The organism is Actinoplanes sp. NPDC049265, from assembly GCF_043197135.1.
Taxonomy (GTDB): Bacteria; Actinomycetota; Actinomycetes; order Mycobacteriales; family Micromonosporaceae; genus Actinoplanes.
Genome location: NZ_JBICSP010000016.1, coordinates 94,648 through 121,079 on the forward strand (window position 1 = coordinate 94,648; position 26,432 = coordinate 121,079).

Consider the following 26,432-nt stretch of genomic DNA (forward strand, 5'->3'; position numbering starts at 1 on the left):
AGCGAACTGACAGCGTGGTTTCGCACCTTTTGCGCGGTTAACCGAGGGCTCGGCTCACGCCCGGTGCGATGAGACGCCTACCATGGTTCGGCAGACTGTTTAGGGGAGCGCTGACCCGTGTCGATATTGGAAAAGGTCCTGCGCGCCGGCGAAGGCCGCATGGTGCGCAAGCTCAAGGCGATCGCTGACGCGGTCAACTCGATCGAGGATGACTACGTTGATCTGACCGACGACGAGCTGCGGGACCTCACGCAGCAGTACAAGGAGCGAATTGCCGACGGCGAGTCGCTCGACTCACTGCTGCCCGAGGCGTTCGCCACGGCCCGCGAGGGCGCGCGGCGGGTGCTGGGTCAGCGAGCGTACGACGTCCAGCTGATGGGCGGCGCCGCGCTGCATTTCGGCAACATCCCCGAGATGAAGACCGGTGAGGGCAAGACCCTGACCGGTGTGTTCCCGGCCTACCTCAACGCGTTGAGCGGCAAGGGTGTGCACATCATCACGGTCAACGACTACCTCGCCCAGCGCGACGCCGAGTGGGTCGGCCGGGTGCACGTGTTCCTCGGCCTCACCGTGGGCGTGATCCTGCCCAACCGGCCCGCGGCGGAACACCGCGAGGCCTACCTGTGCGACATCACCTACGGGACGAACAACGAGTTCGGCTTCGACTACCTGCGCGACAACATGGCGTGGTCGAAAGCCGAGCTGGTCCAGCGCGGCCACAACTTCGCCATCGTCGACGAGGTCGACTCGATCCTCATCGACGAGGCCCGCACCCCGCTGATCATCTCCGGTCCGGCCGAGCACTCGCAGCGGTGGTACGGCGAATTCGCCTCGATCGTCAACCGGCTGCAAAAAGGCACCGACGGCGAGGGCGACTACGAGGTCGACGTGGCCAAGCGCACCGTCGCCATCACCGAGCGCGGCGTCGGCCGGGTCGAAGACCGCCTCGGCATCGACAACCTGTACGAGTCGGTGAACACCCCTCTGGTCGGCTACCTGAACAACGCCATCAAGGCCAAGGAGCTGTACCGCAAGGACAAGGACTACATCGTCAACGAGGGCGGCGAGGTCCTCATCGTCGACGAGTTTACCGGCCGCATCCTGCACGGCCGCCGCTACAACGAGGGCATGCACCAGGCCATCGAGGCCAAAGAGGGGGTCGAGGTCAAGCAGGAAAACCAGACCCTGGCCACCATCACCCTGCAGAACTACTTCCGGCTGTACGAGAAACTCGGCGGCATGACCGGTACGGCGCAGACCGAGGCCGGCGAGTTCAACACGGTCTACAAGGTCGGCGTCGTGAGCATCCCGACGCACCGGCCGATGATCCGCATCGACCACCCCGACGTCATCTACAAGACCGAGAAGGCCAAGTTCAACGCGGTCATCGAGGACATCGCCGAGCGCCACGAGACCGGCCAGCCCGTCCTCGTCGGCACCGTCAGCGTGGAAAACTCCGAGATCCTCTCCACCCTGCTGCGCCGCCGGGGCATCCCGCACAGCGTGCTGAACGCGAAGTTCCACGCGCAGGAAGCCACGATCATCGCCCAGGCGGGCCGCAAGGGCGGCGTCACGGTCGCCACCAACATGGCCGGTCGAGGCACCGACATCCTGCTCGGCGGCAACCCCGAGTTCCTCGCCTCGTCCGAGCTCGCCCAGCGCGGCCTCGACCCGGTCGAGTCGCCCGAGGAGTACGCCAAGGCCCTCGAAGAGGTCCTTCCCGCCTGGAAGGAAGCCTGCGAGGCCGAGGGCGCCGAGGTCATCGCCGCCGGCGGCCTCTACGTCCTGGGCACCGAGCGCCACGACTCCCGCCGCATCGACAACCAGCTCCGCGGCCGCTCCGGCCGGCAGGGCGACCCCGGCGAGTCCCGCTTCTACCTGTCCCTGCAGGACGACCTGATGAAGCGGTTCCGCGCCGGCGCCGTCGAGGCGGTCATGGAGCGCTTCAACATCCCCGAGGACGTGCCCATCGAGTCAAAGATGGTCACCCGCCAGATCCGCAGCGCCCAGACCCAGATCGAGGCGCAGAACGCCGAGATCCGCAAGAACGTCCTCAAGTACGACGAGGTCATGAACAAGCAGCGCCAGGTGATCTACGCCGAGCGCAAGCGCGTCCTCGACGGCGAAGACATGCACGACCAGGCCGAACACATGATCGACGACGTGATCAGCGACGTCGTGTCGGTCGCCACGGCCGACGGTTACGCCGAGGACTGGGACCTCGACCAGCTCTGGACCAACCTCAAGCGGCTCTACCCCGTCACCGTCACCATCGACGACATCGTCGAGGAGAGCGGCGGCGAACGCAGCTCGGTCGACCGCGACTTCCTCATCGAGCAGCTCAAGCAGGACGCGCGGGCGGCCTACCAGACCCGCGAGGACGAGCTCGGCGAAGAGGCGATCCGCGAGCTCGAGCGCCAGGTCTTGCTGGCGGTGATCGACCGCAAGTGGCGCGAGCACCTGTACGAGATGGACTACCTGCAGGAAGGCATCAGCCTGCGGGCGTACGCGCAGCGCGACCCGGTGGTCGAGTACCAGCGCGAGGGCTTCGACATGTTCAACCAGATGATGGAGGGCATCAAGGAGGAGGCGGTCGGCTTCCTCTTCAACCTCGAAGTCCAGGTCGAGGAGCAGCCCACCGTCACCGTCGACCCGACCCAGGCCGTCCCGCTCCCCGCCTCCGCCTCGTCCGCGTCCTCGTCCGAGCAGCAGGTCGAGGTCCGAGCCAAGGGCCTCGGCGGCGACCGTCGCCCGCAAAACCTGCAATACACGGCACCCGCCATCGACGGCGAAGCAGGCGACGGCGCCCCCGTCATCCAGCAGCAGCCGTCCGCACCCGCCCTGGGCATCGGCGCCGGCGGCTCACCCGTCCCCGCCAGCCCCGCCCACACGGCCGCCAGCCGCCGTGCCCCCCGCACCAACCCCGCCCAGGCCGAGTCCAACGGCCCGTCCCGCAACGCGCCGTGCTACTGCGGCTCGGGCAAGAAGTACAAGCGCTGCCACGGCGCCCCCGGCGGGCCCGCCTGACAGTTCCGCGAGCCGCCCCGCCGAGCCACCCGATCGGGTGGCTCGGCGGGGCGGCTCTGGCTCGGGTGGGTCTCGGCCGGCCGTTCCGGCGACCCCCTATCGGGTCGTTTCGGCGGGCTGTTCCGGGCGACCCGCGTCGGTCGCCTCCGCCGGGTTGCCTTTGGGCGTCCGCGGGCTGCTCTGGGCGTTCTGTCAGGCCGCCTCAGCAGGCTGCTTCCTCGTCAACCTGGCCGGGGCGATTCGGTCGGCTCCTCGGGGCGACCTTGGCGGGATGGTCTGGTTGATTTCGGCGGGTTGTTCCGGGCGGGTGTTCCTGGCGGGGTGGTCCGGCTGATTTCGGCGAGTTGTTTCCGGACGTGTGCTCCCGGTGGGTCGCCTGACGGCCCGTCGAGGCGGCCTGTGGGGCCCGCCCAGCCGTGTCCGCCCAGCCGCGTCCACCGGCCTTCAGGTAGCACTAGCGACAGCAGCGCCCGGCCGTTTGGCCGGGCGCTGCTGCCTTACTTGGCGTCGGGTGTCGCGCATGGCTTGTTCTGCGGATCGCCATGCGCGCCCGGTCCCCTTCACGGTCCGCTCGCCGTTACGAACCGTTCCGGGCTTCCCGACGCCACCCGCGCCGGCGCGGCCATCGGGCGGTAGCCGCACCGTGCGGTGGTTGAGACCCAGAACCTCCGCCGCCCAAGTGCACGGCGGCCGCCCCGGGCGCGTTCAGAGCAGACGTACGGCGGCGGCCATCCACCTCCTGCCCTGCAGCTCCATCCGCAGGGCGAGCGCGCATGTGCGCTCACCCGTCAGCAGCAGAACCGTGGCTTCGACGGCACCCGGTCGCGGCTCGCAGAAGTGAAACTTCAGCACATCCACCGCACCCCGCCTCCGCGGAAGCTCCCGCATCGCCGCCGCCCGCCCCACCCCGCTTTCCGCACCCGGCGTCGGCCGCGCCGCTCCGCGTTCCGCACCTGGCGTCACCCGGCCCGGTCCGCGAGCGGCCTGCCCTGCCCTTGGCGATGCTGGTCCGGCGCTCTGAGCTGGCCGTGAGCCACTCATAACGCGCACGGCCCGCACCTCCGGCGAACCGTTGGCCGGCGGCGTGCAACCACCCCGATGCACGCCGCCGTGTTCGCGACCACCGATCGATCCCATGCCGTCCCCGAGCGCGGCATGGGATCCGCCCGATGCGTGGCTGATGCCCGGAACGGGCGTGGTGCCGACGCTCGATGGCCGGCCGGTGCCCGAGCTGTTGACGCTCGGTGGCCGACCGCTGCCCGAGCTGCCGATGCCCGGTGGCTGGCCGGTGCCCGAGCTGTTGACGCTCGGCGGCTGGCCGGCGCCCGGAGCCGGAGCGTCACCCACGCGGTAGGCCGGACGGGCTCCGGTTACGACTTGGCGGCGGTCACTCACCACCTGGCGGCGTAAGCGTGGGCCGCCGGTCGGGCCCGCGTCGCCGCGGAGGGCCGAGACGCGGTTGGTGCCGGAGACGGCCTCGCTGACCACGTTGGTGGCTTCTCGCGGGACGGCCATGCGGGCCAGGTGGGCCGCGGGACGGTAGCCGTTCAGCACCTCGACGAACATCTGCGCGAACAGGCGCACCGCCAGCTTGGCGTCGCCGGCCGTTCCGGCGGTCACCTTGGCCGCGGCGACCTTGCGTGTCAGCTGCTCGGCCGCGGGTGTCGGAGGCGGCTGGCGTGTTCTGCTCGGAGCCGGCCAGTCGAGCGCGAGCTGGTTTGCCGTTTCCCACCGTCTCGGCTCGAGTTCGTCGTCGTAGGGCGGGTCGCAACTCGGCAGCGATCGCACCCGGATCTGCGGTCGCGGGCCGGGCGGAGCCATCTCGACCGTCGTCATGTCGCGCCACCAAACCTTTCGTTTGCCTACGTTTGCTTCCGAGAACCAAGCTTCCCGTGCGACCTCCATCGGGTCAACGCCTGTGGATAACTCCCGGTGTATCGGCCATAAGCCTGCGAAAAAGGACGGTGAAAGAGCGGCGATCGCGGCAGGAGTGGGGAGGGGCGGTAAGGGTGAGGGGGTTAGCCGCGACCGGTGGCACAAGGGAGAAAAGACTTAGCGAGGAACGAGGAACGAGGAACGAGGAACGAGGAACGAGGAACGCAGGGCGCGCGGGGGCGCGGGGCGAGGAACGCGGGGCGCGCGGGGGCGCGGGAGAGGAACGAGGGGCGAGGAACGCGGGGGCGCGGGGGCGCGGGAGAGGAACGAGGGGCGAGGAACGCGGGGGCGCGGGGCGAGGAACGCGGGGCGCGGGTCAGGGGCCGCGGGTCCGGGGCGCGAGGCGCGAGCTCCGGGATCCGGGGCGCGATGCGCGAGAGTCCGGGGGCTGGCCCGGGGGCGCTCACGCGCGGAAGGTGAAGTCATGCCGCCGGCGGGCAGGCGGTGCCGGGTGAAACCGCGGCGACTATTCAGCCTCGGGGCTGGTCAGCGGATTCTTGGTTACCCAGTCGGCCGTCTCGGCGTACTTCTGCTCGATGTATTCCTCGAGCTTGGCCCGCTCAACCCGCCACTGACCGCGCCCGCCGATCTTGATTGCGGGCAGTTCTCCGCTGCGGACCATGTGGTAGACCTGCGAGTCTGACACGTTCAGCTCGGCCGCCACGTCGGACAGCAGCATGAACCTGGACTCCACCGGCCCGTCTCCTCGCATCAAATCCGCTTACCCAAGTTTGCCACCGTTTACCCCCGATGGCGTAAACGGACTTGACGCAAGACTAGTCTACGGTGACGGCGCGCCCGGTGAGTGGGCTGGAGTAGACCACGCTGGTGGTGACCGAGCCGAGCCCCCCGATCCGCCCCGCGACCTCCTCGAGATGCCGCATCGATCGCGCCAGCACCTTGAGCACGAAGCAGTCCTCGCCCGTCACATGATGCGCCTCGACGATCTCTGGCGTGCTGTCGAGCAGCGCGTGGAACGGCCGGTAGTTGCCCGTCGGGTACCGCAGCCGCACGAACGCCATCACGCCCAGCCCGACCTGCTCCGGCGCGATCACCGCCCGATAGCCGGCGATGACTCCCGCCTCCTCCAGCCGCCGCACCCGCTCGGCCACCGCACTCGGCGACATCGACACGACCCGGGCCAGATCGGCGAAGCTGGCCCGCCCATCCTCCTGCAGCGCGCCGAGCAGAGCCCAATCCGTTCGATCCACGGTCATCGCGCCAACCTACCGTCGATCCCCCGGCCAAACCACGGTCAGACGCTAGCCTTCCTATGCCAATCCCCAGATCAACCCCATAATTTGGTACGCATGAAAGCAACCGATTTCTTCGCCGCCCGCCTCGCCTTCCAGACCGACGTGTCCGACGTACACGCCGCCTTGTCAACCGCGACCGTCCGCCTGGTCGACACCCGAAGCACCCAGGCCTGGACCCAGGCCCACATCCCCGGCGCGATCCGCCTGGCCGACCTCCCGGCCGACGACGGAACGCCGGTCGTCACCTACTGCTGGGGCCCCGGCTGCAACGGCGCGACCAAGGCAGCCTTGGCTCTGGCCCGGCGCGGCTACGCCGTTCGCGAAATGCTCGGCGGCATCGAGTACTGGATCCGCGAGGGCTTCCCGGTCGTCACCCCCACCGGCGAGTCCCGCCGCACCCCCGACCCCCTAACCGTCCCGACCCTGACGCCCCCAAGCCCAGCACGGCCGAGCGCAACGTCGGCGGCGCGTGGGATGGACGTGGGCGTGGCGCCGCCAAGCGCAACGTCGGCGGCGCATGGGATGGACGTGAGCGTGGCGCCGCCAAGCCCAACGTCGGCGGCAGCAGATGGGGCGGGAGCGGGTGCTGTGACCGCATGCGGGGTTCGAGCAGGCGCAGCAGCCGCAGGCGCGGGATCGATGCGAGCCGGCGCGGCGGTGGGGAGCGTGGCGGCCGAAGACGTGGCGGTGGGGAGCGTGGCGGCCGGGGGCGTGGCGGTGGGGAGCGTGGTGGTGGTGGATGAGGTGGGGCCGCTGCCCGGGCCGGCCTGTGGTTGCTGATAATGGCTGCGTGCCGATCACTGACCTGGTTCGCGTCTATCTGCCCGCCACTGTGCCCATGCTGGCCGGTCTGAAGGCGGCGGGTCAGCTCGGCGAGGGCGCTTCGGTCGCACATGCGGTGACTCCAGCGCTTCGCGAGTGGTACGCCGAAGGCGATGAGGAAGAACTCGAGTATGTCGCCTTCACCCGCGCCGCCCAGGCCGCCCTGCGACTGCTGCGGAACGACCCGCAAGCCCCGCGTCGCCGGGTCGTGGTGTCCGCCGATGTCCCATCGACGGCGCTTGTCCGCGAAGAGGCCGAGCTGGGTTCGAGCACCATCCGCCTGCCCCAGCCGGTGTCCCTCAAGGAGGTCGCCGCCGTCCACGTCGACGACCCGGGCGCCGTCGACGACATCGCCGCGGCCGTCAACGTGGTCGAGGAGGCCCTGGCCGGCGACCCGGACGCCCAGTTCACCGTGGACGGCGCCGAGGACCACGAGCTGGCCTGGTACGCGGTAACCGAACTGGACGAACTGCTCGACCGCACGTAAACCACCGCCGCGACCTCCGAGGTGGAGGCGGCCGGACCGGCTCAGTCGAGGAAGCGCAGCAGCCAGGGCACGGTCATGTGCATGGCGGTCAGGTCGCCGCCGGCGGCCAGAGTCTCGCCCAGGTAGTCGCCGTGGGTGCCGGGGACGATCATCAGGCGGGCGCCGGGGATCAGGGACACCATCTCGACGGTGTGGGCGTTGGTGGCCACGTCGCGGTCGGCCGCCAGGATCAGGGTGGGGGCCTCGATCGTGGCGAAGTCTGACGGCGGCCAGTCGGTGAAGGCCTTCATCTGGCCGCTGTCCAGGTCGAACAGCTGCTGCTGGTGGGCCGGGTCGGGGTTGAGGGCGGCGTCGGCGTCGCGAAAAAGCTGGGGCATCGTCTCGAGTGTGGCCTGGGCCATGCCGTCCCAGAAGCCGTCGACCAGCCCGTCGCGGCGAAAGAAGGCGGACGCCACGATCTGACGACGGATCAGGGACGGGTGGCGCATCGCGAGGCGGAGCGCGACGTTGCCGCCGTTGCTGAAGCCGAGCACGTCGACCGGGCCGGCGCCGAGCTCTCGCACCACCTCCGCGACCTCGTCGGCCGAGTTCTCGAAGCTGATCGTGCCACCGGCGTAGGGCGTCCGCCCGTGACCCTGCAGCTCGACCGCGACCACCTGCCGCGTCGGCGTCAGCAGGGGAATCAGCGCGGACCAGTTGGTCTCGATCGTCGCCCCGCCGCCATGGATCAGCAGCAGGGGCGCCGTGCCGGCGACAGGCTCGCCGTGGACCTGGCGATAGAGCGTCATCCGGCATCCTCGGAACGAGCGGGCGAGCCCCCAGCGGAGGAGGCGGGGGAGGCCGCCGCGGAGGAAGGGGACGCGGGGGACGACGCCGCGGGGGAAGACTCCGCGGGGGACGACGCCGCGGGGGAAGGTGGCGCGGGGGAAGGGGGCGCGGAGGAGGGGGAGGCGGGGGAAGGGGGCTTGAGGGTACGGCCGACCGCGATCGCCGCGGTGATGGCGCCCACGAACAGGATGATCATGGCGCTGTTGAGGCGGGCGCCGCTGAGCATCTGCTGGACGGTCCTCTCCAGCGCGGACACCTTGCCCGCGAGATCGAGGACGCGGGCTCCGGCCGTACGCGTCAAGATCTCGGCAATGACCTGGAGCAACCCGGGCCCGGCGCCGGCGCCGGCGATCCACACCCAGCGCACCGGGGCGCCGCGCAGCAGGCGATGAACCAGCACCCCGGCCACGATGCCGCTGACCACGGCCTGGGTCAGCGAGTACCAGTTGGCCGCGCCGACCTGCGAGGCCGGCGAGTCCCCGGCGCCGAACAGGCCGAACAGCACGCCCTGGGCGAAGGTCAGCAGCACCCCGACCAGGAACACCGCCATGGCCGCCCAGCACACCGCCGCGACGACGGAGGCCTGGCGGAGCCCGCCGAGCGCCCCGCCGATAGTGGCCGCCGCGGCGATCGAGCCGGCGACCACCGCGTACACCCAGCCCTCGGTGTTGATCGTGAGCATGACCACGGCGCCGAGCAGTCCCAGGGCCAGCCCGGCACCGGTGGAGATCGCGAAGCGGACGGTCGTACCGGCGCGATTCTTGAAACGACGGGAGAACAGGCCGACCGCGGCCCCGGCGACCAGGCTGGCCGAGATGGCGCCGGGCAACGCGTACGCGGTGGAGGTGACCTCCATGTAGACGTCGGCGCGGCCGGTGATGGTGGCGCGGGCCGACCACAGCAGCCCGGCCATCCACAGCATTCCGGCGACGGCGAGCGCCACGGACTTCAACGAGGCACGCTCGGTCGTGACGGTTGTCTCCTCCTGCGTGCTCATGAGGCCTCAGGGTACGCGCCGCCGGGCCACCGCCGGTGCGAGGATGAAGCGATCCCACAAGGAGTTAGGAGAGTCCCTGCGATGGACGCCCAGATCTCGGTGCCCGTGCCGCACAACGAGCCGGTGCGGGGGTACGCACCCGGCAGCCCGGAGCGCGCTTCGCTGCAAGCGCGGGTGGACGCGATGAAGGGCGACCGGCTCGACCTGACCATGACCGTCGGCGGCAAGCAGTCGATGGGCGGCGGCGAGCGCATCGACGTGGTCCAGCCGCACCGGCGGCATGACGTGCTGGGTGAGACCGGCAACGCCACCAAGGCGGACGCCGCGGCCGCGGTCGAGGCCGCGCGCACGGCGGCGCCGGGCTGGCGGGCCCTTCCGTACAGCGAGCGGGCGGCGGTCTTCCTGCGGGCGGCCGAGCTGCTCGCGGGCGGCTGGCGCGACACCCTGAACGCCGCCACGATCCTCGGCCAGTCGAAGTCGGCGCAGCAGGCCGAGATCGACTCCGCCTGTGAGCTGATCGACTTCCTGCGCTTCAACGTCTCGTTCGGGCAGCAGATCCTGGGCGAGCAGCCGCGGTCGTCGACCGGTGTGTGGAACCGGTTCGACCACCGGCCGCTGGAGGGCTTCGTCTACGCGGTCACGCCGTTCAACTTCACCGCGATCGCCGGCAACCTGCCGTCCGCGCCGGCGCTGATGGGCAACACGGTGATCTGGAAGCCGTCGCCCACCCAGCAGTTGTCCGCGCACTACACGATGCGGCTGTTCGAGGCGGCGGGGCTGCCGCCGGGCGTGATCAACATGGTGACCGGCGACGGGCTGGCCGTGTCGGACGTGGTGCTCAGCGACCCCGACCTGGCCGGCATCCACTTCACCGGGTCGACCGCCACGTTCCGCCACCTGTGGCGCACGGTGGGGGAGAACATCGAGCGCTACAAGGGATACCCCCGGTTGGTCGGCGAGACCGGCGGCAAGGATTTCGTCTTCGCGCACCCCAGCGCCGACGTGGACGCGCTGCACACGGCGTTGGTCCGCGGCGCGTACGAATATCAGGGTCAGAAGTGCAGTGCCGCCTCGCGCGCCTACGTCCCGCGGTCCATCTGGGAGGGCGGGCTGCGCGACCGGCTGGCCGCCTCGGTCGCCAGTGTCGCGTACGGCGACGTTTCCGACCTGTCCGTCTTCGGTGGCGCGGTGATCGACGGGCGGGCCTTCGCCAAGCATGCGTCGGCACTGGACCGGATCAAGAACAGTGCCTCGTGCACCGTCCTCGCGGGTGGGACGGCCGACGACCGGGAGGGCTGGTTCGTCGCTCCGACGCTGGTGGAGTCGACCGACCCGACGCACGAGATCTTCACGACCGAGTTCTTCGGACCCATTCTCGGTGTGTACGTCTATGAGGACGCCGATTTCCAGTCGGCCATGGTCCAGGCGGAAGCCGTGTCCCCGTACGCGCTGACCGGCTCGATCTTCGCCACCGACCGGATCGTCCTCGATGGTGCCGCGGAGACGCTGCGGTTCGCGGCCGGCAACTTTTACCTCAACGACAAGCCGACCGGTGCTGTGGTCGGGCAGCAGCCGTTCGGCGGCGCCCGGGGCAGCGGGACCAACGACAAGGCCGGGTCCGTTTTGAACCTGTACCGGTGGGTCTCGCCGCGGACCATCAAGGAGACCTTCGAGCCGCCGGTCGACTGGCGCTACCCGCACATGGGGTGATTGTCCGGTTTCCTGCGCCACTGCGTTAATGATCAGATCGTTAACGCGGTGGCGCGGGTATTTTGACCGAATCCTCACCGGGATCGCCGTCTGGGCGAATCACTGTGCCATCTTATCGCGTGACACTGATCCACATGGGTAAAACGCCCGGTCACGACCCTCGTGGTCGGACTGTCTGTGCGGGACAGTCGCTTGTGGAGACGCAAAATGGACGGATCGGGCGAAATCCTGGACGTCGAGCGAACAAAGTGGCAGCTTAGAAGGCATGCCCGACACACAAATCAACCCAACAGCTGCCGCCCTCCTGGGCCTGCTTCACGAGGGCCCGATGACCGGCGGACAGCTCATGGCGGCTGCGGAACGCCGCCTCGGGCCGTACTGGTCGATGACGCGGAGCCAGGTCTACCGCGAACTACCCGTGCTCGCCGAAATGGGATTTGTCCGACTAGGCAAGCCCGGTCCACGATCCAGCCAGCCCTATGCCATTACCGCCTCCGGCAAGCGTGCCTTCAGCCGGTGGCTCGCCGAGTCGCCCGGCCGCGATGCGATCCGTAACCCGGTCGCCCTTCGGGTCGCCTTCGGCCAGCAGCACTCCGGCAACCAGCTGAAGACGCTCTACACCGGCGCCAACGAGTACCACTCCGAGGCCCTCGCGATGGCCCGCGAACAGGCCAAGGAAGCGAAGAAGGCCGGCGACCAGTACGGCGCCGCCGCCCTCGAGTTCGCCGTCGCGTACCACAAAGCCGCCCTGAGCTGGCTGAAGGTCGCCCCAGCGGAGTGAGGCCGTAACGATGTCGGAGGAGCCGCCCGGCCGGAGACCCGGTCGGGCGGCGTAGTCTTACTGGTTGTGAGTTCAGCCGAGTTCCCCGAACAGCTCAAGACCCTCGACGCCACCCTGCGCAACATCGAGGACGTCCTCGACGTCGACAAGCTTCGGGGGGACAAGGCCGACCTCGAGGAGCAGGCCTCGGCGCCCGACCTGTGGGACGACCAGGCGCGGGCACAAGACGTCAATTCACGTCTGGCCTACGTCTCCGGCGAGATCAGCCGGATGGAGAAGCTGCGCGGCCGGCTGGACGACGCCACCCTCCTGCTCGAGATGGCCCAGGCCGAGAGCGACGAGGGCTCCATCGCCGAGGTCGGCGCCGAGCTCACCTCGCTCAGCAAGGCCATCGAGGAGATGGAGGTCCGCACCCTGCTCTCCGGTGAGTACGACTCCCGGGAAGCGGTGGTGGCCATCCGGGCCGGTGCCGGCGGCGTGGACGCCGCCGACTTCGCCGAGATGCTGATGCGGATGTACCTGCGCTGGGCCGAGCGCCACGGCTATCCGACCGAGGTCTACGAGACCTCGTACGCGGAAGAGGCCGGCCTCAAGTCGGCGACCTTCGCGGTCAAGGTGCCGTACGCGTACGGCACCCTCAGCGTCGAGTCCGGAACGCACCGACTGGTCCGGATCAGCCCGTTCGACAACCAGGGCCGCCGGCAGACCAGCTTCGCCGGCGTCGAGGTGATGCCCGTGGTCGAGCAGACCGACCACATCGACATTCCGGAGAACGAAGTACGCGTCGACGTGTACCGCTCGTCGGGGCCTGGTGGACAGAGCGTTAACACGACCGACTCCGCGGTGCGGCTCACACACATCCCCACGGGCATCGTGGTGACGTGTCAGAACGAGAAGTCGCAGCTGCAGAACAAGGCGTCGGCGATGCGGGTGCTGCAGGCCCGCCTGCTCGAGCGCAAGCGCCAGGAGGAGGAGGCCAAGATGGCCGGCCTCAAGCACGACACCACCGGCTCCTGGGGTGACCAGATGCGCTCCTACGTGCTGCATCCCTATCAGATGGTGAAGGATCTGCGCACCGAGCACGAGGTCGGCAACCCCACTTCGGTCTTCGACGGCGACCTGGACCAGTTCATCGAGGCGGGTATCCGCTGGCGGAAGCAGAGCCAGCTGGCCGAGTGACCTGATCGGCGCGCCGCGTGAGTGAGGCCGTGCACATCGCGCCGACCAGCCGACTTGGCGTTTTCGTTACACCGCGTAGACTCTGCTCCCGTGATTCAGCTCGAGAACGTGACGAAGACGTATCCCAAGGCGTCTCGCCCGTCGCTGGACAACGTCAGCGTCGGGATCGAGAAGGGCGAGTTCGTCTTCTTCATCGGCCCCTCCGGTTCCGGCAAGTCCACCATCATCAAGTTGCTGCTGCACGAGGTCTCTCCGAGCACCGGCAAGGTGGTGGTGAACACCAAGGACGTGACGACCCTGCGCTCGTGGAAGATTCCGCACTTCCGGCGCTCGATCGGCTGCGTCTTCCAGGACTTCCGTCTCCTGCCCAACCGCACCGCGTACGAGAACGTGGCCTTCGCCCTCGAGGTCATCGGCAAGACCAAGGCGGTGGCGCGTCGCGTCGTGCCCGAGGTCCTCGAGTTGGTCGGGCTCGGCGGCAAGGAGCACCGCTACCCGCACGAGCTCTCCGGTGGTGAGCAGCAGCGTGTCGCGGTCGCCCGGGCGTTCGTCAACCGGCCGCTGATCCTGCTCGCCGACGAGCCGACCGGAAACCTCGACCCGGACACGTCGATTGAGATCATGCGCTTGCTGGACCGGATCAACCGGACCGGCACGACCGTCGTCATGGTCACCCACGACTCGAACATCGTGAACCAGATGCGCCGCCGGGTGATCGAGATCGAGAGCGGGCGGATCGTCCGCGACCAGGCGCGCGGCGTCTACGGCTGACCCGCGTGCGAATCCCGTGCCCGCCCTGTTCTCCCACTGAAGGAAATCCCCGATGCGGCTGAAATACGTCCTCAACGAGGTCCTGGTCGGTCTCTGGCGCAACGTCACCATGACCGTCGCCATGATCATCACCATGTCGGTCTCGTTGACGATGCTCGGCGCGAGCGTCCTGCTCTACATGCAGGTCGACCAGATGAAGAACTTCTACTACGGCGAGATCGAGGTCTCGATCTTCCTGCGCGACGACGTCAGCGAGGCCCAGCGGACCGCCGTCGACCAGGCGATCGCCGGGAACCCGCTGGTCGACTCCAAGCAGTACGAGAGCAAGGAAGAGGCGTTCAAGAAGTTCCAGGTGATCTGGCGCGACTCGCCCGACTTCATCAAGTCGGTCACCCCGGACAGCCTCCCCGAGTCGTTCCGGGTCAAGCTCAAGGACCCGGAACAGTACGCGACGTTCGCCGACCAGATGCGCGGCATGCAGGGGATCCAGGACATCGTCGACCAGCGTGAGCTGCTCAAGAAGGTGTTCGACATCTTCAACTCGATCCAGGTGATGGCCCTGGTCGTGGCTGGGGTGATGGCCTTGGCCGCGTTGCTGCTGGTGGGTAACACCATCCAGGTGGCGGCGTACAGCAAGCGGCGCGAGGTCGCGGTCATGAAACTGGTCGGCGCGTCCAACTGGTTCATCCAGGCGCCGTTCGTGTTGGAGGCGGTGGCGGCCGGCCTGATCGGCTCCATTCTGGGCTTCATCTTCCTGTTCGTCAGCAAGGTGGTGCTGCTGGACGGGCGGCTCCAGGCGCTGACCAACGTGTTGACGCCTATTCCGAACGGAAACGTCTGGCTGATGCTGCCGCTTCTGGCGGGGGTCGGCGCGGCGGTCAGCGCGGTCACCGCCTGGGTCACTCTGCGGTTCTACCTGCGGGTCTAGCGTTATTACCACCCTTCCCAATAGCCGCATCCCGCCCGGGACGCGGCTATTGGTCGTTTTGGGCCAAAAGGGCGGATAGTCGCGGTACGGTGCGAACGTGGGGTCCAGTCAGCGCAGCCGTCAGGTATCGAAGTGGTAGGTCATAGCGGTATCCGGGTGCGGAACACCGCCCGGGGCTACGACCTTCTGAGTGGCATTCGCGTCGGCGGCCGCCCACGCCCGGGGCGGAACTGGTTGGTCGCCGTGCTCTGCCTCGCCGTGGTGATCGCCCCGGCCGGACCGGCCGTCGCCGACCCGCACGACGACGCCAAGCGGGCCGGGCGGGCCGTCGACCGGGCCGAAGCGGTGCTCGAGGACGCCACCGTGCAGGCCCGGGCCGCCGCCCAGCGCCTGGAGGCCGCCACCGCCGCCCTGCCCGCCGCCCAGCAGAAGGTCGCCTCCGCGCGCGGCGTCGTCGCCGCCGCCCGGGCACAGGCCAACACGGCGCGGCGGAAGGCGGACGCGGCGCGGACCGCGTACCAGAAGATCAGAGGTCGGTTCGCCCAAGCCCAGGGCCAGGTCGAGGCGGCGCGGGACCGGGTCGACGAGATCGCCTCGGCCAGCTACAAGGGCGGCGACATCGCGGCCATCAACGTGCTGGTCGGAGCGACCGGGCCGCAGGACGCGATGGACCGGCTCGGCCTGGTCGACCAGGTCATGCGCAAGCAGCAGAAGACCGTCGCCCAGGTGGTCGTGGCGCGCCGGGAAGTGCGTACCGAACAGGACCGGGCCGGACTCGCCCAGCGCACCGCCGAAGCCGCCGAGGCCGACGCCGCCGACAAGCTGAAGATCGCCGCGCGGGCCGAGGATGCCGCCGAGGACGCCCAGGCCGCCGTGGTCGAGCTGGCCGACACCCGGCGCGCGGCCTTCGTGGTGGCCAACTCGCAGCGGGCCGTCGTGCTGGCCAAGTACCGCGAGGCCGAGGCCGAGGAACAGCGGGTCGTCGCCGCCCTCCAGACCTGGGAGAACAAGAACGGCGGCAGCTCCGGCGGCGGCACCTACTCCGGCGGCATCCTGCTGATGCCGGTGCACGGCTACAAGTCCAGCGACTTCGGCACCCGCTACGACCCGTACTACCGCGTCTGGCAGCTGCACGCCGGCGTCGACCTCGCGGCCGGTGGCGGCTCACCCATCCACGCCGCGGCCGACGGACGGGTCATCCGCGCCGGATGGGCCGGCGGGTACGGGCAGTACACCTGCATCAGCCACGGCAACAGGTTCTCCACCTGCTACGGACACCAATCAGAGATCGACGTGTACGTGGGGCAGCGCATCCGCCGCGGCCAGGTGATCGGCAAGGTCGGCACCACCGGCGCGTCCACCGGCAACCACCTGCACTTCGAGACGCGCGTCAACGGCGTACCGAAGAATCCCTTGAAATACCTCCCGTCCTGCCTCTGTTAGATTGAACGGCCGAATTCCGTTCAAATCCCAGGAGCACTGGCATGCCGCGCGAACAGGGGCGCAAGGTCGTGGCCTCGAACCGCAAGGCCCGGCACGACTACACCATCATCGACACGTACGACGCCGGCATGGTCCTCACCGGCACCGAGGTCAAGTCGCTGCGCGCCGGCCGGGCGTCGCTGGTCGACGCGTTCGGCCACGAGAACAACGGCGAGATCTTCCTGCACGGGATGCACATCCCCGAGTACTCGCAGGGCACGTGGACCAACCACGAACCCCGCCGGGTGCGCAAACTGCTGCTCAACCGGTCCGAGATCCTCCGGATGCAGATCAAGCTGCGCGACGACGGCGTCACCCTGGTGCCGCTCCAGGTCTACTTCAACAACGGGTACGCGAAGGTCGAGCTCGGCCTGGCCAAGGGCAAGAAGGCGTACGACAAGCGCCAGGACCTGGCCAAGCGCGACGCCGAAAAAGAGATCAACCGCGAACTGGGCCGACGTGGCAAAGGAATGGCCTGACCGTTAAGGTGCCCTGGTGCGATTCCTTGCCCGGCATCGATATGTACTGGTAGTAGCCCTTGTGCTCGCCAGTATCGGAGTGTCCGGTCTGGTGGTGCGCCTCACCCGCGAACCCCCGGCCAGCCGTCCCCTGATGGTCACGCCGGCCCTGACCCCGGAGCCGCCGGCCTCCACCGGCACGCCGCCGCCGATCGCCGCCGCCGCACCACGGTCAACGCTGCCCAAGACGCCGGTCGCCTCCAAGTCGACCTCCCCGACGCCGTCCCACTCGTCGTCGCCTTCCAAAAAGCCCACCAAGAAGCCCACGGCCAAACCCGGCACGCCGCCGGCCGCGTCCTCGATCAACGCGCGCTACAGCGTGCGTCGCGGTCGCGGCGACGAACTCCAGGGCTACGGCGCCGTCTCGAACACCGGCAAGGCCTCCGGCAGCTGGACCATGACCCTGACCTTCCAGTCCGGCGTACGCATCACCCGCGCCTACGGTGTGTCGATGTCTTCCTCCGGCGGCACCGTGACCTTCCGTGGCTCCCTCGCACCGGACAAGTCAGCCATGTTCGGCTTCACCGGCGAGGCCGGCCGCAACGCCTCCATCCGCCCCGTGAGCTGCAGCATCAACGGCCACTCGTGCTGACTCCGATACCGGGATGATTCAGCTTGGGCGAGGGGTTAAGCTGGAAGCTGAGGTATCAACTAGGGGGTGACTGGTTTCGACTTCGTCCGTGGAGACAGGGGAAGCGAGCCGAGGAAGCCGACGTCGTCTCGTGAATCGATCGTCGGAAACCAATAAGCGCCAATCAAAACGATAGCGCTGAGTCCTACGCTCTCGCCGCCTGAGGCGAGTAGCGGACTCTGGTGGTCTGGGCACACCTCCGGCCCAGTAACCGCCATCAGCTAGGAGGTTGGCCAACCGGACCCGGTCGCGGGGTCCGCGCGGCGAGATCAATCAGCGACTGGGCCCGTCACACCAACTCGCTCACGTGATTGGTGGGGCCGAGTAGAGGCATAGTGAGCTGCGCTCGGAGAAGCCCTGACAAAACAACGAAGGACCCGGGTTCGATTCCCGGCACCTCCACGAGTTCGGCGGAGGCCCCTGCCCGCGGATTGCGCGGGCTGGGGCCTCTCTCGATTTTGCTCCGGGGGCCGAGCCCCCGGACGCCCCGCGTTATCTATTGGTTGCGCTTGGTGGCGGCCGGGGCAACCTCGACCAGGACGGTGGCCAGAGCCTTATTCAGGGCGGGGTCGTCGCGCTGATGGTGGTCTGGTGGGCGCGACCGCTCAGTTGCGGTAGCGAGTTCAGCGCCGTGGGCAGGTCGCCGCCCGGCTGTCCGTTCTGCGGTTACCTGCAGGCGATGTGCGCGACGTTCGCTGGGCGGTCGTCACGGGACCCTGTACGGCGATGTGCGCGACGTTCGCTGGGCGGTCGTCACGGGACCCTGTACGGCGATGTGCGCGACGTTCGCTGGACGGTCACCATGGACCCCGAGTACGCACTGGCCTTGAGCGGCGGGCGGCTGCTGGTGGGCACCACTGTCTGGGGTGCCGTCGAGGTCACCGGAACCCGGCGGTCGAGCTTCACGAACACCGACGAGCCGGTCAAGGATTCGACCGCCTTCAACGTGGACGGCAAGGTCACCACATCCGGAGACACGGTCACCTACCGGCCAGGCAGCAGCCGAGGGCAGCTGGTCAAGGCCGCACAGCCCCCGGCCATCGACAATGCTGGATGTCAGACTACCGCCATCAGGGCGTCCGGGAAGTTGTGCCGCCAGTTGACGTAGTCGTGGCCGCCGGGGAACTCGACGTAGCTCACCTCGTACCCCCGGATCTGCAGTGCGTCTCTCATCTCGCGGCACACGCTCAGCTGGGACGGCGCGCCGCCGGGGCCCGGCATCGTCTCCATCCGGCCGACGTCGAGGAAGACCCGGACGTCGCCCCGGCGCAGGTGCGGCACGTCGCGGATCAGCTGGCGCGGCTCGCCGTCGCCGGGCGCCGGCCACCAGAAGCTGCCCGAATGCGCGATCACACCGCTGAAGAGATCAGGGCGGCAGAGCCCGATGTACGCGGCGACGAGCCCGCCCCGCGACATGCCCGCGACCACGTTGCCGCTGGGCGCGCCGATGCCGTGGGTGCGTGCCCAGGGCAGCAGCTCGTCGGCGACCAGGTGCTCGATCGCCGGGCCGGGCATCAGGTCCTCGTCGCGGCTGGCGTCCCGGGCGTGCACGAACAGCGCGGTCATCGGCGGGATCCGGCCGGCCGCGATCAGATTGTCCAGGACGGTCGGCATGTCCATCACCGTCTGCGCCAGCCAGCCGTCGAACGCGACCAGGGTGGGCAGGCCGGCCGACGTGACGCCGTGCGGGCGGTAGACGGTCACCGGGAGCCCGGTGCTGGGCAGCACCTCGGTCGCGATCGTCCCGGCGGTCACGTCGTTCCGGGGCGTCGTCCACGGCGACCGCGGGGCGTCCGGCAGCTCCAGGACCGACAGGTAGCTGTCCACGTCGGTGGGATCGTACGGATCGGCGGCGAACTGCAGCACCCGCGGATTGCCGGGGTCGAGGTGCGAAGGACCCCGATAGCTGAGTACGGACGGCGCCTGGAGGTGGCCGTCGTGCGTGAGGCAGTAGATCGTCCGCAGGTCGCGGGCGAGAACCTGGGAGCCGTGCCACAGGTTGGTGCCGGGGACGCGCTCGAGGTCGACGTCGATGTTCCACCACGCCCGGGTGCTCGCCGCCTCGCCCCGCCACAGGAACGTCACCAGGACGTTCTCGTCGTCCCAGGGCTCGACGAGCGGACTTTCGGCCGGAAACCGGCCCGGGTCCTCGAGCAGGCGGGCGAGCAGCGGGCTGCGTAGCGCATCGGACAAGAGTTCCCTCGCAAACGAAAGGTGATCAAGCCGCAACGGAGGGTTCCACAAGGGACCACTCTCGGTCAACCCATCGTTACCGTCGAAACTTAATGGCCCTCTAAGCAACGTTCGGGCCCGGCTACGATCACGTACGTCTGAGACTCGGGCGGGCCGCGGTTCGGTGGGATGGGCGCGGCCCGCCCGTTACGATCTCGCTTCCATGGAGAGCATCACGAAGAACCGGCAGCCGGCCGGGACGCTGCGGGCCATGGCGGCCAAGGCGTTCGGGGCGGCCCAGGTGCCCGACGGCGACGACTGGGTGTCGGAGCTGGGACACGGCTGGTTCAACGTGGCATACCGGATGCGGCTGCGGGACGGGCGCGAGGCGGTTCTCAAGGTCGCGCCGCCGCCCGGCGTCGAGGTCATGACCTATGAGCGCGGCGCGATGGCCACCGAACTGGCCGCCCTCGACCTGATCCGGGCGCAGACCTCGGTGCCGGTGCCCGAGGTGTACTTCGCCGACCGGAGCCGCGAGCTGTGCGACGCCGACTGGTTCATGATGGAGTTCGTCGACGCCGACAACTACGGCATGATCCGCGACACCCTGCCGGCCCCGGCGCAGACCGGCTACGACGAGGCGCTGGGGGCGGTCACCCGGCAACTCAACGAGATCCGCGGTCCGTGGTTCGGCCGGCTCGACGGCCCCGGCGTACCCACCTGGCGGTTGTTCTTCCTCGAGATGATCGAGAACCTGCTGGGTGACGGGCAGCGGCGCGAGGTCGATCTCGGATTTTCGTACGCCGAGATCCGCGCCGTGACAACGGCCGAGGCGGACTGTCTCGACGAGGTGACCGAGCCGCGCTTCGTCGAGTGGGACCTCTTCCCCAACAACGTGATGATCCGCGACGGCCGGATCGCGAGCATCATCGACCACGAACGGGCCTACTACGGCGACCCGCTGATCGAGGCCGTGTTCATCGGCACGTCCCAGCCCGCCTTCGGCGATCCGGCGGCCTACCTGCGCGGCTACGACAAGGCGACGCTGACCGCGGGCGAGCAGCGCCGGCGGCGGCTCTACAACGTGCACCTCGGCCTGGTCCTGGTCATCGAGTGCGCGTACCGAGGCTTCACCGGCGACCACGTCGACTGGGCCCGCGCCCGCCTCGCCGAAGCGATGCGGGCGCGCTGACCGACGGCTCAGTGCTCGTTGATCCACTCCAGCAGGGCGAACAACTCGTTGTCGCTCGGCCCGTGCGGCAGGGCGGTGGGGGTGTCGCTCTTGCGGTCGTACGGGTCGCAGGTCATGAAGTACTGGCTGGTCCGGTACGTCCATTTGAAGAAGCGCGCCGTGCCTTCGCCGGACGGCTCCTCGGACGCCGTCACCCTGACACCGCCGCGCAGCACCCAGCTCGTCGGCTTCCCCGACGTCGGGTAGGTGCCCGGCAGCCTCTTGCTGTCCGGCGTGTGCCGGCTCAGCTCGCACCGGGCCTGGAAACGGGTCTCGGCCGGGAACCCGAGATAGGTGAAGCCGCGGGTGAACACGCCCGGCTCCGCCTCCCGCTCGGCGGTGATCTCGAAGAGCTGGTCGATGGCCACGACGTCGGTGGTCACGGCCGTGGACGGGCGCGGTCCGGCCGGTACGGCCCGCGGGCCGCCGCCGAACTGGAACAGCACGGCCGCGACGCCGGCCAGCGCGAGCACCCCGCCGGTGGCGAACAGGCGGCGCCGGGTACGCAGGCGCTTGCCCTGCCGGAGCATCAGCTCCGACGACAGGCCCGGGGTGTCCGTGGCCAGGTCGTTCAGGGCGGTACGGAGATCGTCAACGGTCGGCATGTGCACCCTCCTTCTCCGGTTCGGCCGCGACACGCAGCTTGCGCAGCGCCTTGTGGCAGGTCGACTTGACCGCGCCCACGCTGATCCCGAGCAGGTCGGCGACCTCGCGTTCGGGGCGGTCGTCCAGGTAGCGGAGAACCACGACGGTCCGCTCCCGGGTGGTCAGCCGGCTGAGCAGGTCACGCAAGACCTGCCGGTTCTCGAACGCGCCGATCGGGTCGGGCGCGCCGCGTTCGGGCAGCGTCGGCGACGAGGGCTCCTCGTGCCGGCGGTGGGCCCGTCGCCACCAGTCGGTGACGGCGTTGGTGACGGCCCGGAGCAGATAGCCGTACGGATCATCGTGCTCGATCCGGTGCCACCGCGGATAGGCCCGGGTGAGCACCGTCTGCACGATGTCCCGGGCCTGCTCCGGATGCCCGCACAACAACTCGGCGTGCGCGACCAGCCGCCCCGACCGAGCCGCCACGAACGCGGCGAAGGACTCGTCAGTTCCGGTCATCATGCCCCTCCAGACGTGACGACCCCGGCAAAGGTTGCCGTTGCCTCGCGCCCGCCGCGCCAGGGTACGTACTCGCAGGGAACTGTCTGACCTGCGGCGGCTGCTCGAAGCTCGACCCATGCTGATCAACCGGAACGACGTCACAGTCCCGATCACCGTCTTCGCCCGCACCTCGGCCGCGCCCGATCACGCCTTCCGGGTCGTGGCGCCGATCGATCTGACGACCGTGTTCAAGGCCGACCGGTTCTTCCCGGGCATCACGAGTGTGTCCGGGAAGAACGGCACCTGGGACCACCCCGGTGTGTCGCGGCACCCGCGCTTCGACGACGGGAGCACCGTGAACGAGCAGCTCACCGAGTATGTGGCGGGGCACGGGTTCGCGTACGAGCTCACGGGTTTCACCAACGCGCTGAAAAACCTCGCGGCGGGGGTACGCGGTGAGTTCTCTTTCCTCCCCGACGGCGGCGGCACGCTGATCCGATGGACCTACGAGTTCAAGCCGCTGCCCGGGCGGCGGCTGGTCATCGCTGGTCCGTTCACGCCGCTGTGGCGGCGGTACATGCGGGCCGGGTTGGACCGGATGGTCGCCGCGACCGAGGCCGCTAACCCAAAGGAGTGATCCAAAACACGTGGCCGGTCAGCCGGAACGCGAGGGGAGTTTTGTCCGGTTACGGGAGGTCGAACGGGAGTTTGATGCCTTCCAGGGCTCGTCCGCACGGGCACGAACGCTCGGCCGGCAGCCCGGTCACCGCGTCCAGCAGCACGTCACGCAGCCGGGCGGTGTTGTCGGCGAACACCTTGAACACCTCGTCCTGAGTCACCCCGTGATCGCCCTCGACCCCCGCGTCCAAGTCGGTGACCAGGGCGATCGCCGTGTAACAGAGGGCCAGCTCGCGGGCCAGCACCGCCTCCGGATGCCCGGTCATGTTGACGATCGTGCCGCCGATCGACGAAAACCAGCGCGACTCGGCCCGCGTCGAGAACCGCGGCCCCTCCACCACCACCATCGTCCCGCCGTCGACCGCGTGCACCGGCGCCGCGGCGGCCAGCACCGCCGCCCGCCCGTCCGGGCAGTACGGGTCCGCGAACGACACGTGCACAGCACCGGAATCGAAGTAGGTCTGCGCACGTCCGCTCGTACGGTCGATCAGTTGATCAGGAACCACGAACGTGCCGGGGCCCAGCTCCGGCCGCAACCCACCGACCGCGCAGGGAGCCACCACCTGGCGCACGCCGAGCGACCGCAGCGCCCACAGATTGGCGCGGTAAGGAATCTGATGCGGCGGAAACCGGTGATCACGCCCGTGCCGGGGCAGGAACGCGACACTCCGGCCGCCCACCTCGGCCACCGTGATCCGGTCGGACGGCGCACCGTAGGGCGTGGACACCTCCACCTCGTGAGCGTCGTCGAGCAGTGCGTAAAGGCCGGATCCGCCGATCACGCCGATCTCTGCCGCTGCGGGTGGATGGTTCATGCGCAGACCTTATCGGTGGCCGACGGCAGCGGCTATCGTGCGTTGCATGGCGTTGCTCTCAGACACTCCGCCTCCGGCCGCGCGTGACGTGGCGGGTGCGCCATGGAGGCATCGTGTATAGCGAGGGACAGCGGATCGGAGGTCGGTCGATGGAGTCGATGACCGGTCAGTTACTGGTTGCGACTCCGACGCTCAAAGATCCCAACTTCGACCGTACGGTCGTGTTGCTCGTCGCCCACGAAACCGGCGGCGCCCTCGGCGTGGTCCTCAACCGGGCCACCGAGGTCCCCGTCTCCGACGTGCTCGGCGGCTGGGGCGAGCTGGCCGGCGACCCCGCGGTCCTCTTTGAGGGCGGCCCCGTCCAGCCCGAGTCGGCCATCTGTCTGGCCCGCACCCGCCCCGAAGTGAAGAAACGGGTGTCCGGCTTCCACCAGGTCGCGGGCGCGCTGGGCACCGTCGACCTGTCCGCCGACCCCGACCGGCTACGCGACAGCGTCGCCGGCATCCGCGTCTTCGCCGGCTACTCCGGCTGGTCGCCCGGCCAGCTGGAAGACGAGATCAGCTCCGGCTCCTGGTTCGTCTTCGACGCCCTGCCCGGCGACCCCTTCGTCACCCGCCCCGACGACCTCTGGGCCATGGTCCTCCGCCGCCAAGGCGACATCCTCGCCGCCGTGGCCCACTTCCCACCCGACCCGAGCCTCAACTGAGCCCCCTGTGCCATGCCGCCCGGCGAGGTGTGTACTATTTCGGAGTGCCCAGGGAGACCCGGGCGCGGTGAGGGGCTGTGGCGCAGCTGGTAGCGCACCACACTGGCAGTGTGGGGGTCAGGGGTTCGAGTCCCCTCAGCTCCACGACATGGCATTCACGGAGAATGTCCATTTCGTGCTGCTCGCGATGCGTCGTTTGAGCTGCGGAAACGTCTGATTCGGCCGAGGTCGAGTCCTGGCAGTCTGAGGCTGCCGTGGTTGTCGGCTTGGCAACCCCTTACGCCTGGGGCCACGATCATTCGGCGGTCGGCTCTAAGGGCGGAATCTCCGCCGACGCGGCCGGTCCAGTTCTTTTCCTTCGGCTTCGACTTTGTGCTTGCGCGGTCCATCCCGTCGCGGGCTGCCTGAGCTGTGGAGTCCTGGGTAAAGGGGTAAAGACAGTGACTCCCTCTCGCCCTCGACGGTTCCTAGCGTGGGCGTCGTGGAAAACCGAATTGAGTTTCCCGACCTCGAGATGACGCCGGGGCGCGTATCGGACAGGGCCGGGCGATCCGGTTCCCGCGTGGGGGTTGTGACCATGCGCCGGCGCCGGGCGGTCCTGCGGGGCATCCTGCTCGGTTCGGCCGGCGCGGTGCTCAGCGCGTGCACCGGTTCGCCGGACGCTGAGCCGGCGGCGGATACCGCAGCATCGGAGAGCGCCCCGCGCAGTGCCCCGGTTTCCGCGGGGCCAGCCGGCCGCAAGGTGCTGCTGGCCTACTTCTCCCGGGCCGGCGAGAACTACTTCAATGGCGGTCGTCGCCGTCTGACAGTGGGTAACACCGAGGTCGTGGCCGGAATGATCAGCATGCTCATAGGCTGCGACGTGCACCGTATCGAGGCCGCCGACCCCTATCCGGACGATTACGAGCCGACGGTCGCCCGCAACGTGCGGGAACAGAACGAGAACGCGCGACCGAACATCGCGAATCCGCTGACCTCGATCGAGCGCCACGACACCATTTTGCTGGGCAGTCCGATCTGGAACGTGCGTGCACCGATGATCATGACGACGCTAGCCGAGGGCCTTGACTGGGCCGGCAAGACGATCCACCCGCTCACCACGTACGCGATGAGCGGTTTGGGAACCACCGAGCGCGACTACGCCGCGTCCTGCACTGGGGCGAAGCTTGGCGAGGGCCTCGCCGTGCGCGGCGAGGAGGTTGCCGGCGCCCAGCCCGACGTTGAGGCGTGGCTGCGCCGCATCGGCCTGTTGACCCGCTGACGCCCTCGCATCACCGGAGGACACCATGAGCACTACACCGCAACCCTCGACCGCGCAGCGGCTCGTGGGTCACATCGCGCCGAAGCTCGCTGAGCTGACCGACGAGGTCCTATTCGGCGATGTCTGGGCTCGATCCGAATGGCGCGCCTCCTGAGTCGCCCGTTCGGTCAGTCCCGCGCCGGCGCGGTGACGGCTTCCTGGGTCGCGGCCCAGCTGGCGAGCAGCTCGAGGCCGTCGCCGGAGGGGGTGCCAGGCTGGGCGGAGTAGGTCACTACGGTCAGGGTGTCGTCGCCGGTCAGTTCGAGCCCTTCGAAGTCCAGGTCGAGTTCGCCGATGGCGGGGTGGCGGAAGCGTTTGGTGCCGTGGCGGTGTACGTAGACGTCCTGGGCGGCCCACCAGCCCCGGAACGGCTCGCTGCGCATCGACAGTTCGCCGATGAGGTTCATCAGCTGCTGATCATCGGGGTTACGAGCCGCGGCGATGCGCAGCGCGGCGACCGCTGAGCGGGCCACTCGCGCCCATTCGGGGTAGAACGCCTGCGCGTGCGGGTTGAGGAAGGTGAACCGCATCGAGTTCACCGGCAGGTTGGTCGCGCCGGCGAACATGGGCGCGTACAGGGCCATGCCGAGCGGGTTCGCGGCGAGGATGTCGAAGCGGTGGTTGCGCAGGAACGCGGGCACCGTGGTCATCGAGTCCAGCACACGGCGGATCGCGGGCCGGATCTCGGGTGCCTTGTCCCGGCGGGCGCGGGCACGCGCCGGGGTGGGCCCGGCGGCGCGGGCGAGGTGGTGCAGGTGGGCGGTCTCGGTGTCGTCGAGCCGCAGCGCGCGGGCGATGGCTTCCAGGACGCTGTCGGACGCGCCGGACAGGTTGCCGCGTTCCAAGCGGGTGTAGTACTCGACGCTGACCCCGGCAAGGGCGGCGACCTCACCGCGGCGCAGCCCGGCGACGCGGCGGCTGCCGTACGCGGGGATACCGGCCTGCTCGGGGCTGACCTTCGCCCGGCGTGAGGTGAGGAACGCTCGCACCTCGTCACGGTTGTCCATAGGCCCAGGTTAGGTGCCTTGCCCGGCTGGAGGGGGTCCCTGCCGGTACCCCTTTCAGAAGGAGCTCCCGAAAGCCCGAGCACC

26 protein-coding genes, 1 tRNA gene and 1 other RNA gene are annotated in these 26,432 nt (G+C 69.2%); 18 read left to right on the forward strand and 10 right to left on the reverse strand.

From position 1 onward, the window contains the following. Positions 1–117: 117 nt before the first annotated feature. Positions 118–3,027 (forward strand): preprotein translocase subunit SecA, encoded by a 2,910-nt coding sequence (gene secA / locus ACGFIO_RS31860; protein ID WP_392831761.1) that lies wholly within the window; start codon positions 118–120, stop codon positions 3,025–3,027. Positions 3,028–3,732: 705 nt separating this feature from the next. Here the strand turns inward: secA and ACGFIO_RS31865 are convergent. From ACGFIO_RS31865 to ACGFIO_RS31875, 3 genes are all read right to left on the reverse strand, one after another. Next, positions 3,733–4,932, reverse strand: a complete 1,200-nt coding sequence (locus ACGFIO_RS31865; RefSeq protein ID WP_392831764.1) for an Rv3235 family protein — start codon at positions 4,930–4,932, stop codon at positions 3,733–3,735. A 496-nt stretch (positions 4,933–5,428) separates the two neighbouring features. Further along, positions 5,429–5,641 (reverse strand): helix-turn-helix domain-containing protein, encoded by a 213-nt coding sequence (locus ACGFIO_RS31870; protein ID WP_392832038.1) that lies wholly within the window; start codon positions 5,639–5,641, stop codon positions 5,429–5,431. 97 nt (positions 5,642–5,738) lie between these two features. Beyond that, the gene (locus ACGFIO_RS31875) at positions 5,739–6,179 is read right to left on the reverse strand and encodes an Lrp/AsnC family transcriptional regulator (protein ID WP_392831765.1); all 441 of its coding nucleotides are present in this window, start codon (positions 6,177–6,179) and stop codon (positions 5,739–5,741) included. Between the two features lie 93 nt (positions 6,180–6,272). Between ACGFIO_RS31875 and ACGFIO_RS31880 the strand changes: the two genes are divergently transcribed. Together ACGFIO_RS31880 and ACGFIO_RS31885 are read left to right on the forward strand one after the other, a co-directional pair. Then, positions 6,273–6,998 (forward strand): rhodanese-like domain-containing protein, encoded by a 726-nt coding sequence (locus ACGFIO_RS31880; RefSeq protein WP_392831768.1) that lies wholly within the window; start codon positions 6,273–6,275, stop codon positions 6,996–6,998. Positions 6,999–7,014: 16 nt separating this feature from the next. Beyond that, positions 7,015–7,527, forward strand: coding sequence for a DUF6912 family protein (locus ACGFIO_RS31885; RefSeq protein ID WP_392832041.1), 513 nt, complete (start codon positions 7,015–7,017; stop codon positions 7,525–7,527). A gap of 41 nt (positions 7,528–7,568) precedes the next feature. On the opposite strand, the gene ACGFIO_RS31890 is transcribed toward ACGFIO_RS31885, so the two are convergent. Continuing rightward, positions 7,569–8,315 carry an alpha/beta fold hydrolase gene (locus ACGFIO_RS31890; RefSeq protein WP_392831770.1) on the reverse strand — a complete coding sequence of 249 codons (747 nt, stop codon included), beginning with the start codon at positions 8,313–8,315 and terminating at the stop codon, positions 7,569–7,571. Beyond that, a complete protein-coding gene (locus ACGFIO_RS31895) occupies positions 8,312–9,352 on the reverse strand; it encodes a hypothetical protein (RefSeq protein WP_392831773.1) in 1,041 nt (346 codons plus the stop codon). Before ACGFIO_RS31895 ends, ACGFIO_RS31890 begins: the two co-directional genes overlap by 4 nt. An 81-nt stretch (positions 9,353–9,433) precedes the next feature. On the opposite strand from ACGFIO_RS31895, the gene pruA reads away from it, so the two are divergent. The 10 genes from pruA to ACGFIO_RS31945 all read left to right on the forward strand — a co-directional run bounded on the left by pruA (position 9,434) and on the right by ACGFIO_RS31945 (position 18,460). Then, positions 9,434–11,062, forward strand: coding sequence for an L-glutamate gamma-semialdehyde dehydrogenase (gene pruA, locus ACGFIO_RS31900; protein ID WP_392831775.1), 1,629 nt, complete (start codon positions 9,434–9,436; stop codon positions 11,060–11,062). A 265-nt stretch (positions 11,063–11,327) separates the two neighbouring features. After that, complete coding sequence (locus tag ACGFIO_RS31905; protein WP_392831777.1) at positions 11,328–11,843, forward strand: PadR family transcriptional regulator; 516 nt, start codon at positions 11,328–11,330, stop codon at positions 11,841–11,843. A 66-nt stretch (positions 11,844–11,909) separates the two neighbouring features. Next, positions 11,910–13,022: a peptide chain release factor 2 gene (gene prfB / locus ACGFIO_RS31910; protein ID WP_392831779.1), complete on the forward strand. Its 1,113-nt coding sequence runs from the start codon at positions 11,910–11,912 to the stop codon at positions 13,020–13,022. A 90-nt stretch (positions 13,023–13,112) separates the two neighbouring features. Next, the gene (gene ftsE, locus ACGFIO_RS31915) at positions 13,113–13,793 is read left to right on the forward strand and encodes a cell division ATP-binding protein FtsE (RefSeq protein WP_392831781.1); all 681 of its coding nucleotides are present in this window, start codon (positions 13,113–13,115) and stop codon (positions 13,791–13,793) included. Between the two features lie 52 nt (positions 13,794–13,845). Further along, positions 13,846–14,721, forward strand: a complete 876-nt coding sequence (gene ftsX, locus ACGFIO_RS31920; protein WP_392831783.1) for a permease-like cell division protein FtsX — start codon at positions 13,846–13,848, stop codon at positions 14,719–14,721. 156 nt (positions 14,722–14,877) lie between these two features. Next, a complete protein-coding gene (locus ACGFIO_RS31925) occupies positions 14,878–16,164 on the forward strand; it encodes a M23 family metallopeptidase (protein ID WP_392831785.1) in 1,287 nt (428 codons plus the stop codon). A gap of 41 nt (positions 16,165–16,205) precedes the next feature. Next, a complete protein-coding gene (gene smpB / locus ACGFIO_RS31930) occupies positions 16,206–16,682 on the forward strand; it encodes an SsrA-binding protein SmpB (protein WP_392831787.1) in 477 nt (158 codons plus the stop codon). Between the two features lie 61 nt (positions 16,683–16,743). Beyond that, positions 16,744–17,313: a cellulose binding domain-containing protein gene (locus ACGFIO_RS31935; protein WP_392831790.1), complete on the forward strand. Its 570-nt coding sequence runs from the start codon at positions 16,744–16,746 to the stop codon at positions 17,311–17,313. A gap of 62 nt (positions 17,314–17,375) precedes the next feature. Next, positions 17,376–17,757, forward strand: a transfer-messenger RNA (tmRNA) gene (gene ssrA, locus ACGFIO_RS31940). A gap of 370 nt (positions 17,758–18,127) precedes the next feature. Beyond that, positions 18,128–18,460 (forward strand): hypothetical protein, encoded by a 333-nt coding sequence (locus ACGFIO_RS31945; protein ID WP_392831793.1) that lies wholly within the window; start codon positions 18,128–18,130, stop codon positions 18,458–18,460. Here ACGFIO_RS31945 and ACGFIO_RS31950 read toward each other — a convergent pair. Next, a complete protein-coding gene (locus tag ACGFIO_RS31950) occupies positions 18,409–19,545 on the reverse strand; it encodes an alpha/beta hydrolase-fold protein (RefSeq protein WP_392831795.1) in 1,137 nt (378 codons plus the stop codon). The genes ACGFIO_RS31945 and ACGFIO_RS31950 overlap by 52 nt on opposite strands. 202 nt (positions 19,546–19,747) lie before the next feature. Between ACGFIO_RS31950 and ACGFIO_RS31955 the strand changes: the two genes are divergently transcribed. Beyond that, on the forward strand, positions 19,748–20,716 hold the full coding sequence (locus tag ACGFIO_RS31955) for a phosphotransferase family protein (RefSeq protein ID WP_392831797.1): 969 nt from the start codon (positions 19,748–19,750) through the stop codon (positions 20,714–20,716). A gap of 8 nt (positions 20,717–20,724) precedes the next feature. On the opposite strand, the gene ACGFIO_RS31960 is transcribed toward ACGFIO_RS31955, so the two are convergent. Both ACGFIO_RS31960 and ACGFIO_RS31965 read right to left on the reverse strand, forming a co-directional pair. Beyond that, positions 20,725–21,360 carry a hypothetical protein gene (locus ACGFIO_RS31960; protein WP_392831800.1) on the reverse strand — a complete coding sequence of 212 codons (636 nt, stop codon included), beginning with the start codon at positions 21,358–21,360 and terminating at the stop codon, positions 20,725–20,727. Continuing rightward, positions 21,347–21,862 carry a SigE family RNA polymerase sigma factor gene (locus ACGFIO_RS31965; protein ID WP_392831802.1) on the reverse strand — a complete coding sequence of 172 codons (516 nt, stop codon included), beginning with the start codon at positions 21,860–21,862 and terminating at the stop codon, positions 21,347–21,349. Before ACGFIO_RS31965 ends, ACGFIO_RS31960 begins: the two co-directional genes overlap by 14 nt. Before the next feature lie 115 nt (positions 21,863–21,977). Between ACGFIO_RS31965 and ACGFIO_RS31970 the strand changes: the two genes are divergently transcribed. Then, complete coding sequence (locus tag ACGFIO_RS31970) at positions 21,978–22,478, forward strand: SRPBCC family protein (RefSeq protein ID WP_392831803.1); 501 nt, start codon at positions 21,978–21,980, stop codon at positions 22,476–22,478. Between the two features lie 49 nt (positions 22,479–22,527). On the opposite strand, the gene ACGFIO_RS31975 is transcribed toward ACGFIO_RS31970, so the two are convergent. Then, positions 22,528–23,334, reverse strand: coding sequence for an S-methyl-5'-thioadenosine phosphorylase (locus tag ACGFIO_RS31975; RefSeq protein WP_392831806.1), 807 nt, complete (start codon positions 23,332–23,334; stop codon positions 22,528–22,530). Between the two features lie 149 nt (positions 23,335–23,483). Here ACGFIO_RS31975 and ACGFIO_RS31980 point away from each other — a divergent pair, with 149 nt between their 5' ends. The 3 genes from ACGFIO_RS31980 (at position 23,484) to ACGFIO_RS31990 (ending at position 25,302) form a co-directional block, all read left to right on the forward strand. After that, a complete protein-coding gene (locus ACGFIO_RS31980) occupies positions 23,484–24,041 on the forward strand; it encodes a YqgE/AlgH family protein (protein ID WP_392831807.1) in 558 nt (185 codons plus the stop codon). Positions 24,042–24,112: 71 nt separating this feature from the next. Next, positions 24,113–24,185: transfer RNA gene (locus ACGFIO_RS31985), tRNA-Ala, on the forward strand. Positions 24,186–24,513: 328 nt separating this feature from the next. Next, a complete protein-coding gene (locus ACGFIO_RS31990) occupies positions 24,514–25,302 on the forward strand; it encodes a flavodoxin (RefSeq protein ID WP_392831809.1) in 789 nt (262 codons plus the stop codon). Between the two features lie 167 nt (positions 25,303–25,469). Here ACGFIO_RS31990 and ACGFIO_RS31995 read toward each other — a convergent pair whose 3' ends face one another. Further along, positions 25,470–26,348, reverse strand: coding sequence for a helix-turn-helix transcriptional regulator (locus ACGFIO_RS31995; RefSeq protein ID WP_392831812.1), 879 nt, complete (start codon positions 26,346–26,348; stop codon positions 25,470–25,472). Positions 26,349–26,432 lie beyond the last annotated feature (84 nt).